This is a genomic window from Bacillus sp. 1735sda2 (assembly GCF_024159245.1).
Classification (GTDB): domain Bacteria; phylum Bacillota; class Bacilli; order Bacillales; family Bacillaceae; genus Bacillus; species Bacillus pumilus_O.
Map to the genome: position 1 here is coordinate 1512541 of NZ_JAMYWZ010000001.1, position 16246 is coordinate 1528786.

A 16246-nucleotide genomic window follows, 5' to 3' on the forward strand; every position below is an offset into this window, starting at 1 on the left:
ATTTATTTAAATAAAGCCGTTAAATCAATTGACGGACTATTTTTCTTGTTGTAAACTAGTCCTTGTTAACAGAAGTTGTATTAGTTATTTGTGAACTATCGTTAATACAGTTAGAAGAACTCAAAAACGAGTGATCATTCAATGTTTCGACAACGATCCCAGTGGCTATTATATACAGGAGTCATATGCGTATTTTGGGTTATCCTATATCTGTATGTATAAATGGATTCACGACAAATTGACTGTTAAAAGAAAGGAAGAGGTGACTTTAGAATGGCTGCAAAAACAAAAAAAGCAATTGTTGATAGCAAAAAGCAATTTGATGCCATCAAAAAGCAGTTTGAAACGTTTCAAATTTTAAACGAAAAAGGCGAAGTCGTAAACGAAGCGGCAATGCCGGATCTCTCAGATGACCAATTAAAAGAATTAATGCGCCGTATGGTGTTTACACGAGTATTAGATCAACGTTCAATTTCATTGAACCGTCAAGGACGTCTTGGCTTCTATGCGCCAACAGCTGGACAAGAGGCTTCTCAGCTTGCAACTCACTTTGCACTTGAGAAAGAAGATTTCATTCTTCCAGGATATCGTGATGTACCACAATTAATCTGGCATGGCCTTCCATTAACAAAAGCGTTCTTGTTCTCTCGTGGACACTTTGTTGGTAACCAAATGCCTGAAGATGTATATGCACTTTCACCACAAATCATTATCGGTGCACAAATCATTCAAGCTGCTGGTGTAGCTCTTGGTTTGAAAAAGCGCGGTAAAAATGCTGTTGCAATCACTTACACTGGTGATGGCGGAGCTTCACAAGGTGATTTCTACGAAGGTATCAACTTTGCAGGGGCTTACAAAGCGCCAGCGATTTTTGTTGTCCAAAACAACAGATATGCGATCTCTACTCCTGTTGAGAAGCAATCTGCTGCGCAAACAATTGCACAAAAAGCGGCTGCAGCTGGTATCGTAGGCGTACAAGTTGACGGTATGGATGCATTAGCTGTATATGCAGCAACTGCTGAAGCTCGTGAGCGTGCTGTTAATGGCGAAGGTCCAACATTAATTGAAACTCTTACATTCCGTTACGGCCCTCATACAATGGCTGGTGACGATCCAACAAGATATCGTACAAAAGAAGATGAAAACGAGTGGGAGCAAAAAGATCCATTAGTACGCTACCGCAAATTCTTGGAAAACAAAGGCCTATGGTCTGAAGAAGAAGAGAATAAAGTCATCGAAGATGCAAAAGAACAAATCAAACAAGCGATCAAAGAAGCTGACGAACAGCCTAAGCAAAAAGTCACTGACTTGATTGAAAACATGTACGATGTGAAACCATTCAACTTAGTTGAACAGCTTGAAATTTACAAACAGAAGGAGTCGAAGTAAGCCATGGCGCAAATGACAATGATTCAAGCGATCACTGATGCGTTACGCACAGAACTGAAAAATGACGAAAACGTTCTCGTTTTCGGAGAAGACGTTGGTAAAAACGGCGGCGTATTCCGTGCGACTGAAGGATTGCAAAAAGAGTTTGGTGAGGATCGTGTATTCGATACACCACTTGCTGAATCTGGTATTGGCGGTCTTGCAATTGGCCTTGGACTACAAGAATTCCGCCCAGTAATGGAAATTCAATTCTTCGGATTCGTTTACGAAGTATTAGATTCTGTTTCTGGACAAATGGCTCGTATGCGTTACCGTTCTGGCGGACGCTGGCATTCTCCAGTGACAATCCGTTCTCCATTCGGTGGGGGAGTTCACACACCTGAGCTTCACGCTGACAGCTTAGAAGGTCTTATCGCTCAACAGCCTGGTATCAAGGTGGTCATTCCTTCAACACCTTACGATGCAAAAGGACTATTAATTTCTGCAATCCGAGATAATGATCCGGTTGTATTCCTTGAGCATATGAAACTGTATCGCTCTTTCCGTCAGGAAGTTCCTGAAGAAGAGTACACAATTGAAATCGGTAAAGCTGACGTGAAACGTGAAGGTTCTGACCTTTCAATCATCACTTACGGTGCAATGGTTCACGAATCACTTAAAGCTGCTGAAGAACTTGAAAAAGAAGGCGTTTCTGCTGAAGTAATCGACCTTCGTACAGTAAGCCCGCTTGATATTGAAACAATTATCGCTTCTGTTGAAAAAACAGGTCGTGCGATCGTTGTTCAAGAAGCACAAAAACAAGCTGGTATTGCTGCAAACGTAGTAGCTGAAATCAATGACAGAGCAATCCTTAGCCTAGAAGCACCAGTACTTCGTGTAGCTGCACCTGATACTGTATTTGCTTTCTCTCAAGCTGAGAGCGTATGGCTTCCAAACCATAAAGACGTGCTTGAAACAGCTAAGAAAGTTCTTGAATTTTAATTAAATGACTGAGGGGAAAAGAATTTATTTCTCTTCCCCTTTATCAATTACATGACCGTGTAAACATACACAACAAGGATTCAACAAAATCTAGGAGGCGAAAAACAGTGGCATTTGAATTTAAACTTCCGGACATCGGAGAAGGTATCCACGAAGGTGAGATCGTTAAGTGGTTTGTAAAACCAAACGACGAAATTAATGAAGATGACGTTTTAGCAGAGGTACAAAACGATAAAGCAGTTGTAGAAATTCCTTCACCTGTTAAAGGAAAAGTATTAGAATTAAAAGTTGAAGAGGGAACAGTTGCAACTGTAGGACAAACAATCATTACGTTTGATGCACCTGGTTACGAAAATCTTCAATTTAAAGGCAGCGAAGAAGAAGGCGAAGCAAAAACTGAAGCTCAGGTACAAGGTACTGCTGAAGCTGGTAACGAGCCAGAGAAGAAAGAAGTAGCACAAGAAGAAGCGGCAGCAGCAACTGGTGCAGGCGCACAAGAGCAAGTAGATGCTGATCCAAACAAACGCGTTATCGCTATGCCATCTGTACGTAAATATGCCCGCGAAAAAGGCATTGAAATTTACAAAGTTGCAGGTTCTGGTAAAAACGGACGTGTGTTAAAAGAAGATATCGACAGCTTCGTTAATGGTGGTTCTGCAACTCAAGAAGCAGCGCCTCAAGCAGCTGAAAGTGCAAAAGAAGAAGCAGCTCCTAAAGCGGCAGCAGCAGCTCCAGTTCTTGAAGGAGAATTCCCAGAAACTCGCGAGAAAATGAGCGGAATCCGCAAAGCGATCGCGAAAGCAATGGTGAACTCTAAGCATACAGCTCCTCACGTAACATTAATGGATGAAGTGGATGTAACGAACCTTGTTGCTCATCGTAAACAATTCAAACAAGTTGCAGCTGATCAAGGAATCAAGTTAACTTACTTGCCTTACGTTGTAAAAGCTCTTACTTCTGCTTTGAAAAAGTACCCAGTACTTAACACTTCTATCGATGATAAAACAGATGAAGTTGTTCAAAAACATTACTACAACATCGGAATTGCAGCTGATACTGAAAAAGGCTTGCTTGTTCCAGTTGTGAAAAATGCAGATCGCAAAGCAATTTTCGAAGTATCTAACGAAATCAACGAGCTTGCAACAAAAGCACGTGATGGTAAATTGGCTCCAGCTGAAATGAAAGGTGCATCTTGCACAATCACAAACATCGGTTCTGCTGGTGGACAATGGTTTACTCCAGTTATCAACCACCCAGAAGTAGCGATCCTTGGTATTGGCCGTATCGCTGAAAAAGCGGTTGTTCGTGATGGCGAAATCGTTGCAGCTCCAGTCTTAGCTCTTTCCCTAAGCTTTGACCACCGTATGATCGACGGAGCTACTGCGCAAAATGCCCTTAACCACATCAAGCGTTTATTGAATGATCCACAATTAATTTTAATGGAGGCGTAATGTCATGGTAGTAGGAGATTTCCCAATCGAAACAGATACTCTTGTCATCGGTGCAGGTCCTGGTGGATATGTAGCTGCTATTCGTGCTGCACAGCTTGGACAAAAAGTAACAATCGTTGAAAAAGGAACACTTGGCGGTGTATGTCTAAACGTTGGTTGTATTCCTTCAAAAGCATTAATCAATGCTGGCCATCGTTTCGAAAATGCTAAGCATTCTGAAGACATGGGTATCAAAGCTGAAAACGTAACAGTTGATTTCACAAAAGTTCAAGAGTGGAAAGCTTCTGTTGTAAACAAATTAACAGGTGGAGTTCAAGGTCTTCTTAAAGGAAATAAAGTAGACATCGTTAAAGGTGAAGCTTATTTCGTAGACAGCAACTCTGTACGTGTAATGGATGAAAATTCAGCACAGACGTACACTTTCAAAAATGCAATTCTTGCAACTGGATCTCGTCCAATTGAATTGCCTACTTTTAAATACACAGACCGCGTGATCAACTCAACTGGTGCTTTAGCGCTTAAAGAAGTACCTAAGAAGTTAGTTGTAATCGGTGGTGGATATATCGGTACTGAGCTTGGTACTGCTTATGCAAACTTTGGAACAGAAGTTGTCATCCTTGAAGGTGGAGACGAAATCCTTCCAGGTTTCGAAAAGCAAATGAGCTCATTGGTTAAACGTAACCTGAAGAAAAAAGGAAACGTTGAAATCCATACAAACGCTCTTGCAAAAGGCGTTGAAGAAAAATCTGATGGTGTCACTGTTACTTTCGAAGTAAAAGGTGAAGAAAAAACAGTTGATGCTGATTACGTACTTGTGACTGTTGGTCGTCGTCCAAACACAGATGAGCTTGGTCTTGAGCAAGTTGGTGTTGAATTAACTGACCGCGGAGTTGTCAAAACAGACAAACAATGCCGTACAAGCGTATCTAACATCTATGCAATTGGTGACATCGTTGATGGACCACCACTTGCACACAAAGCTTCTTACGAAGGTAAAATTGCAGCTGAAGCAATCGCTGGAGAGCCAGCTGAAATTGATTACCTTGGTATTCCTGCTGTTGTATTCTCTGAGCCAGAACTTGCAACTGTTGGATACACTGAAGCAGAAGCAAAAGAAGAAGGAATCGACATCGTTGCAGCGAAATTCCCATTCGCAGCAAACGGACGTGCACTTTCTCTTGATGCAACTGATGGCTTCATGAAGATGATCACTCGTAAAGAGGATGGTCTTGTGATCGGTGCACAAATCGCAGGTGTTGGCGCTTCTGATATGATTTCAGAGCTTAGCCTTGCAATCGAAGCTGGAGTGACTGCTGAAGATATCGCAATGACAATTCACGCTCACCCAACTTTAGGTGAAATTACAATGGAAACGGCTGAAGTAGCAATCGGAAGCCCAATCCATATCGTAAAATAATGAACTTATTAAACCCCTCTCCATCAAGGAGAGGGGTTTTTTGAGCGCTGCATGAAAAAAACCCTTCATTTCATGAGGGGCTTTTCATATGGATATATAAGTGCAAGGAGAGGTCATTAATTTGTATTCACGCGGTCTAAAGCGTGGCATAATGGCGATAAAATATCCTCTTTACTACTGACATTTCCTTCAACCTTCACAATGACTTTTTCATTATTTACAAGTAAAATAGCCGGCAATTCGTCTACTTCATTTTTCCAGCCTTTAAGATCTTCTTTCACAATCATTTTTGACATTTCTTTCGGGTATTCATTCTTTAAATCGAGGACTGCATCATAATAAGGACTTTCTTTATCAAGATTTTCTGCATCTGTAAAAAAGAGAATTCTTGGTTTTTGAATATGACTGACTTGGTCTGTCTGATTCGGTAAGATATACGCTAATGAGCATGAACTAAGTACAAAGAGCATGGGGAATATAATGAGAAGTGTCCTCATAAAATTCAATCTATTCACCTCAAAATCCTTTGGGGTTGTCCCAACATTTTTAGGAGCTGGTTACCTGTTAGTCACTCTAGTGTATCATGTCCTTTTTGACAATTTTCGATTGTTACCCAATTGTTACAGAATTGATATGAAGCAAAATACAATTGAAACGTTCCCTCAATATGATGAGAAAACAGCACATATTCATAAAAAATAATTAAATGTGTCATACAATTAACCGTTGACAACTTAAATATGACATCATATTATAGAAGTGTGAATTAGATTAAACGCTTTCAAATAATGAATGAAGAAAAGGGGAATGTACGTGGGTACAATTATTTGTCAAGATTGCAATGAGACCATTGATCAATTTGAAAATGAAAAAGTGACAACACTCTACGGAACGTGTGGTCACTGTCATTGCTGTGATGAAGCCTCTGAATAAATAAAAAAGCATGCAGCTCCATTTGGGGCTGCATGTTTCTTTTTTATAAAATTGGTTTTTGTTCTTTAATGACACGAATCATTTCCAGCGTTGAATCTTCTGGTCCTTGCACAGGGAGACCAATTTCAATGTTTTTAAAGATATAGGAGATATTTTCTTCTGTGATAATTTCTCCTGGTATAAAAATAGGTATGCCTGGCGGGTACACCATGACAAACTCTGCGATGATGCGGCCCGCTGCTTCTTTAAACGGAACTACTTCTGTTGTGGCGTAAAAGGCATCTCGCGGCGTCATGGCAAGTGATGGAATCTCAGGTAGCAAGACTTCAGTTACCTCTTGTGTGCCGCTCTCACTTGTAGAGGTTGCGGCAATGTCTTTCATGGCCGTGATCAGCGCATCGATTGTTTCATCAGAATCACCAGGGGTCACAATACATAATATGTTGTAAAGGTCAGAAAGCTCTACTTCAATCCGGTAGCTTTCTCTCAGCCATTTTTCGACATCGTGACCATTGAGCCCAAGGTCTTTAATTGAAATAATTAATTTTGTTGGATCATAATCATACGTAGAAGCTGAACCGAGTATTTCCTTGCCAATACACGTAATGCCATCAATTTGATTCAAACGGTTCCTCGCTGATTCCGCTAAACGGATGGCTTCATCTGCAAGTGCCTTTCCTTCAGTGGCTAATCGCTTTCGAGCGACATCAAGTGACGCCAAGAGCAAATAAGATGTAGACGTTGTCGTCAACATGCTCAAAATCGATTGCACACGATCTTTTGAGATAAGCCCTTCCTTCATATTTAAAATAGAGCTCTGAGTAAGGGAACCGCCAAGCTTATGGACACTTGTTGCTGCCATGTCGGCACCTGCTTGCATGGCTGATAGTGGGAGCTTATCGTGAAAATGAATATGCACGCCGTGTGCCTCATCGACAAGGACAGGCACATGAAATGAATGGGCAATGTCTACAATCGATTTTAAGTCTGCTGAAACGCCGAAATACGTCGGATTAATCACAAGTAGACCTTTGGCATCTGGATGCTCTGTGAGTGCTTTTTTCGCTGATTCTGGTGTAATGCCGTGAGAGATGCCAAGCTCTTTGTCTATTTCTGGGTGAATAAAAACAGGAACTGCGCCAGAAAATACAATCGCGGACATAATTGATTTATGGACGTTACGCGGAACGATAATTTTATCCCCAGGTCCGCATACGGTCATCACCATTGTCATGATGGCGCCGCTTGTTCCTTGAATACAGAAAAACGTATGGTCAGCACCGAAGGCTTCAGCAGCTAAATCTTGTGCTTCTTTTATCATTCCTCGAGGTGAGTGTAAATCATCAAGAGGTTCTATATTAATGAGATCAATGCTTAATGCATTGTCGCCAATGAATGCTCTAAATTCAGGGTCCATTCCGGCTCCTTTTTTATGGCCTGGAATGTGAAATTGAACTGGATTGGTTGCTGCATGTTTTTTTAGTCCAGTGTATAAGGGTGTATCATGTTGTGACAATTGCTTTCCCACCTTCATTGAAATACCTGCTATTATTGTGCCAATAACGACAGATTTCATTGCATAAAACAAAAGAATTATATTATGAACTGATCGGAATGTAAAGCATAAAATCAATCGGTTTCTGATCGAACAGATGCTATAATAAAAGCTCAAATAAGAAATGAGTGTTAAAGTGAGGGACAAGTAAATGGAATATCAATATCCAATGGACGTTGACTGGACGACAGAGGAAAAGATTGCGGTTATTTCGTTTTTTCAAGCTGTTGAAAAAGCCTATGAAAAAGGAATACCGAAGCAGGAGTTATTAGATACTTATAAACGTTTTAAAGAGATTGTGCCATCAAAAGCAGAAGAAAAGACGCATTGTGCAGCGTTTGAAAAAGAAAGCGGGTATTCTCCTTATCGTACAGTGAAAACGGCAAGAGAAGCAGAAGAGTCTACCATTATTCGTATGTAAGAAAAAACGAGCCTGTATGGGCTCGTTTTTTTATACAGATTGTTTTTGTGTAAAGCGGTATAGATATGTCACCGTTCGGAAGGCATCTTCAATTTTTGATAAGAATTCTTCATTATTCATTTGAACGACTTCTTCTCTAGGTAGCTGAATGCCGCAAAGAAGCTCGGCTTTCTTCACCGTTTGGACACGTTCAAACAGTGTTTTCAACTGTTCTGCATCGAGTTCGCTGTGACGCATGACATCTGGTTTCATATGATCTTTAGACCAAACAAAATCTTGTGGTATTTTCTTCTGAATGGTATCTAGTTCTTTTTCGAAGAGCTGACCATATTCGCCTTTTACAGGAGATTCATAAATAAGAGCAAACCATACAAAGACATGTGTTTTCCAAAGCCCAATTTGAAAATGAGGGAGCTTTTTATACCCACGCTTGCTGTTTGCAAAAGCAACCCACGTATCATTTGGCGGATTGACTGATCTTCTAGCATGCTTTGCGACGTGTACAAACATTTCGTCTCCTGTAATAGAAGAAAGAAGTGGTGCAAAGTGTTCTCCAAGTGCCTCAAGCTTTGGACGGACTCTTTCTTTTAATACGGTCATTCGTTCATCTAAACCGTCAACTGTAAATGTCTCAAAATCTTCATCTCTAAAACGCATTTCACTCATCGTATGCCTCCTGTATTCTTTCGCTGATCATATTTTATCATAGCTTGGGTTAAGCTCAAAAAAAGATGCATCGTCAGATCAAAGATTGTAGAGGACGTGAGTCAGCGTTTAAAAACAACGATTTTGTGGTACATAACAAATAGGTAAAGACACAATTTTCAGAATGTCGTTGCGGTTATGCGATCGCTTCATACGATATAAGCAAGAACCAATTCTCTTATCGATTGTTATCAATGAAAACTGACAAGGAATGAATCATTCTCTGGAAGGGGCGTTGACCAAATGAAGCAAATCGTGAAGCAGGGGTATAGACAGGAGAAGAAGAATCGCATCGCTGTGTGGAGATTAGAGGTGGACTATGAGCTTTCTACGCTTCATGAAGCCATCGAGCAAAAAGATGACATCCAAATCGAACGCAGCAAACGAAAGCTTGAGCGCCTAAGAAAAGAATGGGAGCAGCTTAAAGGGTAAAACAAGGTGAGGTAAAAACGAACCAATTCATCGGTTCGTTTTTGTATGAAGCTGCTTTTTTCTTGCTTTTACGTACATAATATCAGTATGCTATTACAAATAGGTATTACATAGAAAAGAGGTTTACAGTCTGATGACAAACTGGGTGGAAATTGACCGTCTTGCAAAGCTTTGGGTAAAAGAAGCAGGAAGCCGTATTAAAGCGTCCATGCAGGATGGTCTATCAATTGAAACAAAATCAAATCCAAATGATCTTGTCACAAATATCGATAAAGAAACAGAACTTTTTTTCATTGAAAAGATCCAATCGACATTTTCAGATCATCATATTTTAGGTGAAGAAGGACAAGGGGAAGAGGTGACCTCACTTGATGGGGTCGTGTGGATCATTGATCCAATCGATGGCACAATGAACTTTGTCCATCAAAAACGAAACTTTGCCATTTCAATCGGGATATTTGAAAATGGCATTGGGAAAATCGGTCTCATTTATGACGTCATTCATGACGAGCTTTACCATGCGATTAAAGGAGAAGGGGCTTATATGAATGATACCCTACTTCCTCCATTAAAAGATGTAGCGATTGAAAAAGCCATCGTGGGCATTAACCCGACCTGGGCGATTGAAAGCCCTTATTTTGATGCGAAACCGTTCGCCCGACTTGTGCGTGATGTGAGAGGGACGAGAACGATTGGATCAGCTGCCTTGGAGCTCGCTTATATCGCAAGCGGCAGAAGTGACGCATACGTCACGTTAAGGCTTGCGCCGTGGGATTATGCAGCAGGCTGTGTGCTGCTTGATGAAGTAGGGGCCGTCTACTCAAATATACACGGAGAACGCCTAACGTTCCTAGACAAAAACAGCATCGTCGCTGGAAATCGATCCGTTTGTGAAAAAATTTTACACGATTACATAAAAGGCAGTGAAAATAAAAAATAAACCAAATCACTTCATGAGAATGAAGTGATTTTTTGTGTTTGATGAATTTTTAAAAAAACACAACTGGCTATCGATATGAAAAAGCTAGATGATCATTCTTTATTGGCTGAAATAAAAACCCCCCATCTGGGCGATCCAGGTGGGGGGTTTTCTGAGCTTAACTTAATTTTTCTTTAGCAATTTGAATTGCATCATAGACTGATTTTAATTGCTCTTGAGGGATTTTTTTCAGCATTTGGTTGAAAACAAGTAATTCAGTAGAGCTGAATCCAATACCTTTTGCGATTTTTGAATCAATGACAACATTACCTTTTTTGTCTAAAACAAGTGCATCACCAGCAAGATCAGCGATTCTGATCACTGATTTAAACAGCTTTTCAAATTTAGCTGCTTCTTCTTTTGTAAGACCAAGTTCAACAGCTTTCGCTGCATCAAAAACTAATTTTCCTTTTTCGTTTTTAGTGACGCTCTCACTGAAAACGATTGTCAGAACAGCAGCGCGATCTAAGAATTTCTCAGCAGTCGCCGCTTCTTCTTCAGTTAGTCCGAGCTCAACAGCTTTTTTTACATCAAATGTGTAGTTGTTGTCTTCCTCAACAAATGAGTTGATGAGAATGTTGATGACACGCTCGTTTTTCTCCAATAATTCTTTAATGACTTGTTGCTGCTCAAAAGGAATCCCTTTGAAAGTTGCAGCACTTGCTTGCCCAGGAGCTACTGTTGTGAAAGTAAGAATAATAGCTAAAGCGAAAAATACAACAGAGCTGAGCGATTTGCTCAAAATCTTCTTCATGCTTCTTTTCTCTCCCTTTTCTGTTAAATTTTGTTGCAAGAACAGCATATCACGAGAAACTTTGTGGAAGAATAGGAAAATTGTAACTTTATGTTTGATTTTGGAGAACTATAAACGTTATTGTCGAAAAATGGAGAGGTTCAGATGACTTACTTTTGCCAAGTCTAAATGATATGTTCTGTCTTTATACTCGCCTTTTCATAGGTGGTTGGTCTTGTTTTGACCAAAAATAAAAGCCTTTTACATATAGAATGTAAAAGGCTTTTGAGAAATTTTATGATTGCACGTTTAATTTTCTTTTTAATGTAAATCCTGTACCCATGAAAATCATGGCAAACACAATACTTAGACAAATACCCAGCACGTTTTTTTCTGCAAGAGTTACCCCAATAAACGCCATACTGACAACCGCAAGTAATGCACATAATAATAGAAGCCATTTGATTTGTTTCATTTTTCTCCATCCCTTTTTTTAGAGTTAATATAAGTTTACAGAAAAACGATCGGCATTTAAAGGGGATTGTGATATAATATGAAAGTTATCTAATTATTTTAGGAGATGAAAATGTGAAACTTCGAAAAGATCTTCGCAACATCGCAATTATTGCCCACGTTGACCATGGTAAAACGACGCTTGTTGACCAATTGCTCCATCAAGCTGGTACTTTCCGTGCGAATGAAAATATCGCTGAGAGAGCCATGGATTCAAATGATTTAGAGCGAGAGCGCGGTATTACGATTTTAGCTAAAAATACTGCGATCCATTATAAAGATACACGCATTAATATTTTAGATACACCAGGACACGCCGATTTCGGTGGTGAGGTTGAGCGTATCATGAAAATGGTAGATGGTGTACTTCTCGTTGTGGATGCTTATGAAGGCTGTATGCCTCAAACACGCTTTGTCCTGAAAAAGGCACTTGAGCAAAACTTAACACCAATTGTTGTTGTCAATAAAATTGACCGCGACTTTGCTCGTCCGGCTGAAGTAGTCGATGAAGTAATTGACTTGTTCATTGAATTGGATGCGACAGAAGAACAGCTTGAATTCCCAGTTGTCTATGCATCAGCAATCAATGGTACAGCAAGTAACGATGCAAGCAAGCAAGATGAAAACATGGAATCTCTGTTTGAAGCCATTGTTAACCATATCCCTTGCCCAGTTGATAACCATGAAGAGCCGCTTCAATTCCAAGTGGCGCTACTTGATTACAATGATTATGTTGGAAGAATTGGGATCGGTCGTGTATTTAGAGGAACAATGCAAGTAGGACAGCAAGTAGCCTTAATGAAAGTGGACGGCAGTGTGAAACAATTCCGTGTGACGAAGATTTTTGGTTTCCAAGGGTTAAAACGAGTGGAAATCAACGAAGCGAAAGCAGGAGATCTTGTTGCAGTATCTGGAATGGAAGACATTAACGTAGGTGAAACGGTTTGTCCTGTTGAACACCAAGAGGCTCTGCCAATCCTTCGTATTGATGAGCCAACTCTTCAAATGACGTTTGTTGTGAACAACAGCCCATTTGCAGGCCGTGAAGGAAAATATGTAACATCACGTAAAATTGAAGAGCGCCTAGAGCAGCAGCTTCAAACAGACGTTAGTCTTCGTGTTGATCCAACTGATTCGCCTGATGCTTGGGTTGTATCTGGACGCGGAGAGCTTCACTTATCCATTCTTATTGAGAATATGAGACGTGAAGGATTTGAATTACAAGTATCGAAGCCAGAAGTTATTGTAAAAGAAGTTGACGGTGTTCGATGTGAGCCTGTTGAACGCGTTCAAATTGATGTGCCAGAAGAGCATACTGGCTCTATCATGGATTCAATGGGCGCACGAAAAGGTGAAATGATTGACATGATCAATAATGGTAATGGTCAAGTTCGCCTGATCTTTACAGTGCCATCACGTGGTTTAATCGGATATACAACTGAATTTCTTTCATTAACTCGTGGTTTTGGTATTTTGAACCATACGTTTGACAGCTACCAGCCAATGCAGTCTGGTCAAGTCGGCGGACGTCGTCAAGGTGTACTTGTTTCAATGGAAACAGGTAAAGCGACTGCTTACGGAATCCAAGGCGTTGAAGAGCGCGGTGTGATTTTCGTTGAGCCGGGTGTTGAAGTATACCAAGGAATGATTGTTGGTGAGCATAACCGTGAGAACGATCTTGTTGTCAACGTAAGTCGTATGAAACAACAAACAAACGTGCGTTCAGCGACGAAAGATCAAACGGTGAGCATGAAAAAACCACGTATTATGTCACTTGAGGAATCTCTTGAGTACTTGAATGAGGACGAATACTGTGAGGTTACACCTGAATCAATTCGTTTAAGAAAGAAAATTTTAGATAAAAACGAACGTGAGAAAGCAGCGAAGAAGAAAAAGCTAGCAGGATTATCGTAATTCCATGAAGAATTAAAAAGATAGAACCCTGAAAGATAAGGGGAGGGAATCTTTTTGAATGAACAGGAAGTAAGTGAAAATCTATCCTTTTTCGCGATGCTGTTTCGTGTCGATGAAAATCCGCAAACAGGGATGTGGCTCCTATATGGCACCATCCTTGTTTTAGCAATTATTGTTTTTAAGCTCGGCTTTGCTAGACGTTTACCGATTTTAAAAGCGGTCGTGATTTACTTGTTTTTGATTTTTGGCTGCACGTTTCTCACATTCCTAGGAATCTTCCTGCCAGTAGCGGAAGGGCTAGTCGTGGCAGCTGCCATTTTGATTATTTATAAAATCAGGCTGCATCGTGCGAAAAAAGAAGGAACAGTGAATACGTAAAAAAAGACCTGAACTTGTGTCAGGTCTTTTTTTATGTCTTTTGTTCTTTTTTTCCTTTTTTCTTCTTTTTCTCTTTCGTCGCAGGATCTTGATAAAGAGAGAATCTGCCAGTCTTGATGCGTGCTTCTGTCTTTACTTTAATACGTTCCTGACAGTCATCGCACATATATGTATGAATCGGTCGATTTCTTAACCGTTTAGCAACGAGTGTATCATCATCAATGGTTTCAAGCTTCTCACATAATGAGCACTTCACTCTCATCCTTTTCACCTCACTTATTGCATTTATTATAGCATGTTTTCCAGCTACTTAAAATCAGCGTAGAAAACGGCTTATATCACAGGAGATATAAGCCGTTCTCTTTATTTCTTCTGATTCATATGATGGTTTGATTGATCGTTTTGATGTTCGTCTAACCTCTTTTGATCATTTTGTTTGAGCTGATCATTCGGTTCATTTGTTGGATCTGTTTCGCGGCGATCAATTTCATTTCTTGGCATCTCTGGCATTACGCGGCCGACAATGGCGGCTAGTTCATCCATAATCCCACTGACAGGGCGTCCTGCTTGTATTTCTTTACCCATTTCTTTTAACCGGCTGACTGTATCCGGATCAGCGACCACAACAGCATTCGCACCTTCTGGATCATTTTTCAGCGCTTTTGCAACTGAATATTTAATGGTTTCTACTTTGCTTCTATCTAAATCATCTTTTACATCAATACCAACAACGGCATAGCGGCCGATGACGACTGCCGTTGCATCATTAACATCTGCTACGTGCTCTGTTACTTTGACAAGATGCTGCGCGACATCTGTGGATGACCTAGCTTGATTGGTCTTTTTCTTAGTGGAATCTGACACTCTTACTACGTGCTGGCGTCCATCTTGCTTGTCCACTGCCTCACTCTTTTCCTGCTGCTGGCAAGCGCCTAACAGCATGATGGCTTGAACCATGAATAATGTCAAAAATAGTCGCATCTGTATTCCCTCCTTCACAAACTGCATGATTTATTTTATTGTTGAATTAACCTTCTAACTTTATTCATGAAAACATATATTTTAACAATCGTTTTGGGAAAGACAAGGATGAATGAAACCCCGATCAGGAGGCGAAGGACCTGAGTAAAATTTATGTATTAGACACAAATGTGTTATTACAGGATCCGAATTCAATCTTTTCATTTGAAGACAACGAAGTCGTCATACCAGCCGTTGTGTTAGAAGAAGTAGACTCAAAAAAGAGATATATCGACGAGGTTGGACAAAATGCCCGGCGCGTCTCACGCCTAATCGACGGTTTAAGATCGAAAGGGAAACTGCATGAAAAAATTACACTAGAGTCAAAAGGGACACTGCGCATTGAACTGAATCACCGCTCTTTTCATGAGCTTCAAGAAATTTTTATTGAAAAAACGAACGATAATCGAATATTGGCAGTCGCGAAAAACTTAAGCTTAGAGGAAGAAACTAAGCCTCATGGCCGGCCTGTTATTTTGGTCAGCAAGGATGTGCTAGTGCGGGTAAAAGCGGATGCTATAGGGCTTCAAGCAGAAGACTTCTTAAGTGACCGTGTTTTGCAAAATGAAGACATCGATAATGGCTATCATGAGCTTTACATTCCGACTGAGCAATTGAATACATTTTATAAGCAAAATCGATTACCAATAAAAGAGGTCACAAGTGCACCATTCAACCCTCATCAATTTGTCATCATGAAGGGAAATGAAGGTGGTTCTGCTTTAGGAATGCTTGATCAAAAGGCAGAGCATGTAAAACGGCTCGTTTATGATCAAGAGCACATTTGGGGAATCCGTCCAAAGAATGTCCAGCAGACGATGGCACTCGAGTTGCTTTTGCGTCGTGACATTCCGCTCGTGACACTGATTGGAAAAGCAGGGACTGGTAAAACATTGCTTGCACTTGCTGCCGGGTTAATGCAGACAGAGGACCTCGGTATGTTTAAAAAGTTAATTGTGGCGCGCTCCATCGTGCCTGTTGGGAAAGATATAGGGTACTTGCCAGGAGAAAAGGAAGAAAAGCTCAGACCATGGATGCAGCCGATCTATGACAACCTAGAGTTTTTATTTAATACAAAAAAGCCGGGTGAGCTTGATGCGATTTTGGCGGGAATTGGATCTATTCAAGTCGAAGCATTGACGTATATTCGGGGAAGAAGCATCCCTGATCAATTTATTATCATTGATGAGGCGCAGAATTTAACAAAGCATGAGGTGAAAACATTATTAACGCGAGTCGGAGAGGGAAGTAAAATTGTGCTGATGGGAGATCCAGAGCAGATTGATCACCCTTATTTAGACAGTTTAAATAATGGGCTTACGTATGTCATCGAGCGGTTCAAAGGGCAGCAAATATCTGGACATGTCAAGCTTGTCAAAGGAGAAAGGTCTGGACTTGCACAGCTTGCTGCTGATTTGCTATAGT

At 40.5% G+C, this 16246-nt stretch carries 18 protein-coding genes; 11 read left to right on the top strand and 7 right to left on the bottom strand.

Annotated features, from left to right (window positions below; all coding sequences use genetic code 11):
• Positions 1–273 precede the first annotated feature (273 nt).
• The 4 genes from pdhA (at position 274) to lpdA (ending at position 5238) form a co-directional block, all read left to right on the top strand.
• The gene (gene pdhA / locus NKR21_RS07815; RefSeq protein ID WP_012009823.1) at positions 274–1389 is read left to right on the top strand and encodes a pyruvate dehydrogenase (acetyl-transferring) E1 component subunit alpha; all 1116 of its coding nucleotides are present in this window, start codon (positions 274–276) and stop codon (positions 1387–1389) included.
• A 3-nt stretch (positions 1390–1392) separates the two neighbouring features.
• On the top strand, positions 1393–2370 hold the full coding sequence (pdhB, locus tag NKR21_RS07820; RefSeq protein WP_012009824.1) for a pyruvate dehydrogenase complex E1 component subunit beta: 978 nt from the start codon (positions 1393–1395) through the stop codon (positions 2368–2370).
• 107 nt (positions 2371–2477) lie between these two features.
• Positions 2478–3821: a dihydrolipoamide acetyltransferase family protein gene (locus NKR21_RS07825; RefSeq protein ID WP_088001598.1), complete on the top strand. Its 1344-nt coding sequence runs from the start codon at positions 2478–2480 to the stop codon at positions 3819–3821.
• Positions 3822–3825: 4 nt separating this feature from the next.
• Positions 3826–5238 (top strand): dihydrolipoyl dehydrogenase, encoded by a 1413-nt coding sequence (gene lpdA / locus NKR21_RS07830; RefSeq protein ID WP_003211097.1) that lies wholly within the window; start codon positions 3826–3828, stop codon positions 5236–5238.
• A 116-nt stretch (positions 5239–5354) separates the two neighbouring features.
• Here lpdA and NKR21_RS07835 read toward each other — a convergent pair whose 3' ends face one another.
• The gene (locus NKR21_RS07835) at positions 5355–5735 is read right to left on the bottom strand and encodes a hypothetical protein (protein WP_253602576.1); all 381 of its coding nucleotides are present in this window, start codon (positions 5733–5735) and stop codon (positions 5355–5357) included.
• A gap of 316 nt (positions 5736–6051) precedes the next feature.
• Here NKR21_RS07835 and NKR21_RS07840 point away from each other — a divergent pair, with 316 nt between their 5' ends.
• Positions 6052–6171, top strand: a complete 120-nt coding sequence (locus NKR21_RS07840) for a GapA-binding peptide SR1P (protein WP_003212464.1) — start codon at positions 6052–6054, stop codon at positions 6169–6171.
• A 43-nt stretch (positions 6172–6214) separates the two neighbouring features.
• Here the strand turns inward: NKR21_RS07840 and NKR21_RS07845 are convergent, their stop codons facing one another.
• A complete protein-coding gene (locus NKR21_RS07845; RefSeq protein WP_119184394.1) occupies positions 6215–7687 on the bottom strand; it encodes an aminotransferase class I/II-fold pyridoxal phosphate-dependent enzyme in 1473 nt (490 codons plus the stop codon).
• Positions 7688–7877: 190 nt separating this feature from the next.
• Between NKR21_RS07845 and NKR21_RS07850 the strand changes: the two genes are divergently transcribed.
• Positions 7878–8147, top strand: coding sequence for a UPF0223 family protein (locus tag NKR21_RS07850; RefSeq protein ID WP_012009829.1), 270 nt, complete (start codon positions 7878–7880; stop codon positions 8145–8147).
• Between the two features lie 30 nt (positions 8148–8177).
• Here the strand turns inward: NKR21_RS07850 and NKR21_RS07855 are convergent, their stop codons facing one another.
• Positions 8178–8813 (bottom strand): DUF1054 domain-containing protein, encoded by a 636-nt coding sequence (locus NKR21_RS07855; RefSeq protein WP_012009830.1) that lies wholly within the window; start codon positions 8811–8813, stop codon positions 8178–8180.
• A gap of 282 nt (positions 8814–9095) precedes the next feature.
• On the opposite strand from NKR21_RS07855, the gene NKR21_RS07860 reads away from it, so the two are divergent.
• Entirely contained in the window at positions 9096–9284 is a 189-nt protein-coding gene (locus NKR21_RS07860; protein ID WP_003211901.1) for a hypothetical protein, read from the top strand.
• A gap of 133 nt (positions 9285–9417) precedes the next feature.
• Positions 9418–10224 carry an inositol monophosphatase family protein gene (locus NKR21_RS07865; protein ID WP_144455927.1) on the top strand — a complete coding sequence of 269 codons (807 nt, stop codon included), beginning with the start codon at positions 9418–9420 and terminating at the stop codon, positions 10222–10224.
• Between the two features lie 157 nt (positions 10225–10381).
• Here the strand turns inward: NKR21_RS07865 and NKR21_RS07870 are convergent, their stop codons facing one another.
• A complete protein-coding gene (locus NKR21_RS07870) occupies positions 10382–11017 on the bottom strand; it encodes a hypothetical protein (protein ID WP_012009832.1) in 636 nt (211 codons plus the stop codon).
• Between the two features lie 274 nt (positions 11018–11291).
• A complete protein-coding gene (locus tag NKR21_RS07875; protein WP_003211596.1) occupies positions 11292–11471 on the bottom strand; it encodes a DUF5325 family protein in 180 nt (59 codons plus the stop codon).
• Between the two features lie 113 nt (positions 11472–11584).
• Here NKR21_RS07875 and typA point away from each other — a divergent pair, with 113 nt between their 5' ends.
• Together typA and NKR21_RS07885 are read left to right on the top strand one after the other, a co-directional pair.
• Positions 11585–13423 carry a translational GTPase TypA gene (gene typA, locus NKR21_RS07880; RefSeq protein WP_144455929.1) on the top strand — a complete coding sequence of 613 codons (1839 nt, stop codon included), beginning with the start codon at positions 11585–11587 and terminating at the stop codon, positions 13421–13423.
• A gap of 96 nt (positions 13424–13519) precedes the next feature.
• A complete protein-coding gene (locus NKR21_RS07885; RefSeq protein ID WP_049754946.1) occupies positions 13520–13801 on the top strand; it encodes a YlaH-like family protein in 282 nt (93 codons plus the stop codon).
• A gap of 31 nt (positions 13802–13832) precedes the next feature.
• Here the strand turns inward: NKR21_RS07885 and NKR21_RS07890 are convergent, their stop codons facing one another.
• Both NKR21_RS07890 and NKR21_RS07895 read right to left on the bottom strand, forming a co-directional pair.
• Positions 13833–14063 (bottom strand): YlaI family protein, encoded by a 231-nt coding sequence (locus NKR21_RS07890; RefSeq protein WP_012009835.1) that lies wholly within the window; start codon positions 14061–14063, stop codon positions 13833–13835.
• Positions 14064–14164: 101 nt separating this feature from the next.
• On the bottom strand, positions 14165–14782 hold the full coding sequence (locus tag NKR21_RS07895; protein WP_012009836.1) for a YhcN/YlaJ family sporulation lipoprotein: 618 nt from the start codon (positions 14780–14782) through the stop codon (positions 14165–14167).
• Positions 14783–14922: 140 nt separating this feature from the next.
• On the opposite strand from NKR21_RS07895, the gene NKR21_RS07900 reads away from it, so the two are divergent.
• On the top strand, positions 14923–16245 hold the full coding sequence (locus NKR21_RS07900; protein ID WP_144455931.1) for a PhoH family protein: 1323 nt from the start codon (positions 14923–14925) through the stop codon (positions 16243–16245).
• The last annotated feature ends 1 nt before the right edge of the window (position 16246 follow it).

Bases quoted from the DNA above. Each gene is read 5' to 3' on its own strand.
- NKR21_RS07890 (WP_012009835.1), bottom strand. From the start codon at position 14,063: ATGAGAGTGAAGTGCTCATTATGTGAGAAGCTTGAAACCATTGATGAT.
- NKR21_RS07855 (WP_012009830.1), bottom strand. From the start codon at position 8,813: ATGAGTGAAATGCGTTTTAGAGATGAAGATTTTGAGACATTTACAGTT.
- NKR21_RS07860 (WP_003211901.1), top strand. From the start codon at position 9,096: ATGAAGCAAATCGTGAAGCAGGGGTATAGACAGGAGAAGAAGAATCGC.
- NKR21_RS07895 (WP_012009836.1), bottom strand. From the start codon at position 14,782: ATGCGACTATTTTTGACATTATTCATGGTTCAAGCCATCATGCTGTTA.
- NKR21_RS07875 (WP_003211596.1), bottom strand. From the start codon at position 11,471: ATGAAACAAATCAAATGGCTTCTATTATTATGTGCATTACTTGCGGTT.
- NKR21_RS07885 (WP_049754946.1), top strand. From the start codon at position 13,520: ATGCTGTTTCGTGTCGATGAAAATCCGCAAACAGGGATGTGGCTCCTA.
- NKR21_RS07835 (WP_253602576.1), bottom strand. From the start codon at position 5,735: ATGAGGACACTTCTCATTATATTCCCCATGCTCTTTGTACTTAGTTCA.
- NKR21_RS07850 (WP_012009829.1), top strand. From the start codon at position 7,878: ATGGAATATCAATATCCAATGGACGTTGACTGGACGACAGAGGAAAAG.
- NKR21_RS07870 (WP_012009832.1), bottom strand. From the start codon at position 11,017: ATGAAGAAGATTTTGAGCAAATCGCTCAGCTCTGTTGTATTTTTCGCT.
- pdhB (WP_012009824.1), top strand. From the start codon at position 1,393: ATGGCGCAAATGACAATGATTCAAGCGATCACTGATGCGTTACGCACA.
- pdhA (WP_012009823.1), top strand. From the start codon at position 274: ATGGCTGCAAAAACAAAAAAAGCAATTGTTGATAGCAAAAAGCAATTT.
- lpdA (WP_003211097.1), top strand. From the start codon at position 3,826: ATGGTAGTAGGAGATTTCCCAATCGAAACAGATACTCTTGTCATCGGT.
- NKR21_RS07865 (WP_144455927.1), top strand. From the start codon at position 9,418: ATGACAAACTGGGTGGAAATTGACCGTCTTGCAAAGCTTTGGGTAAAA.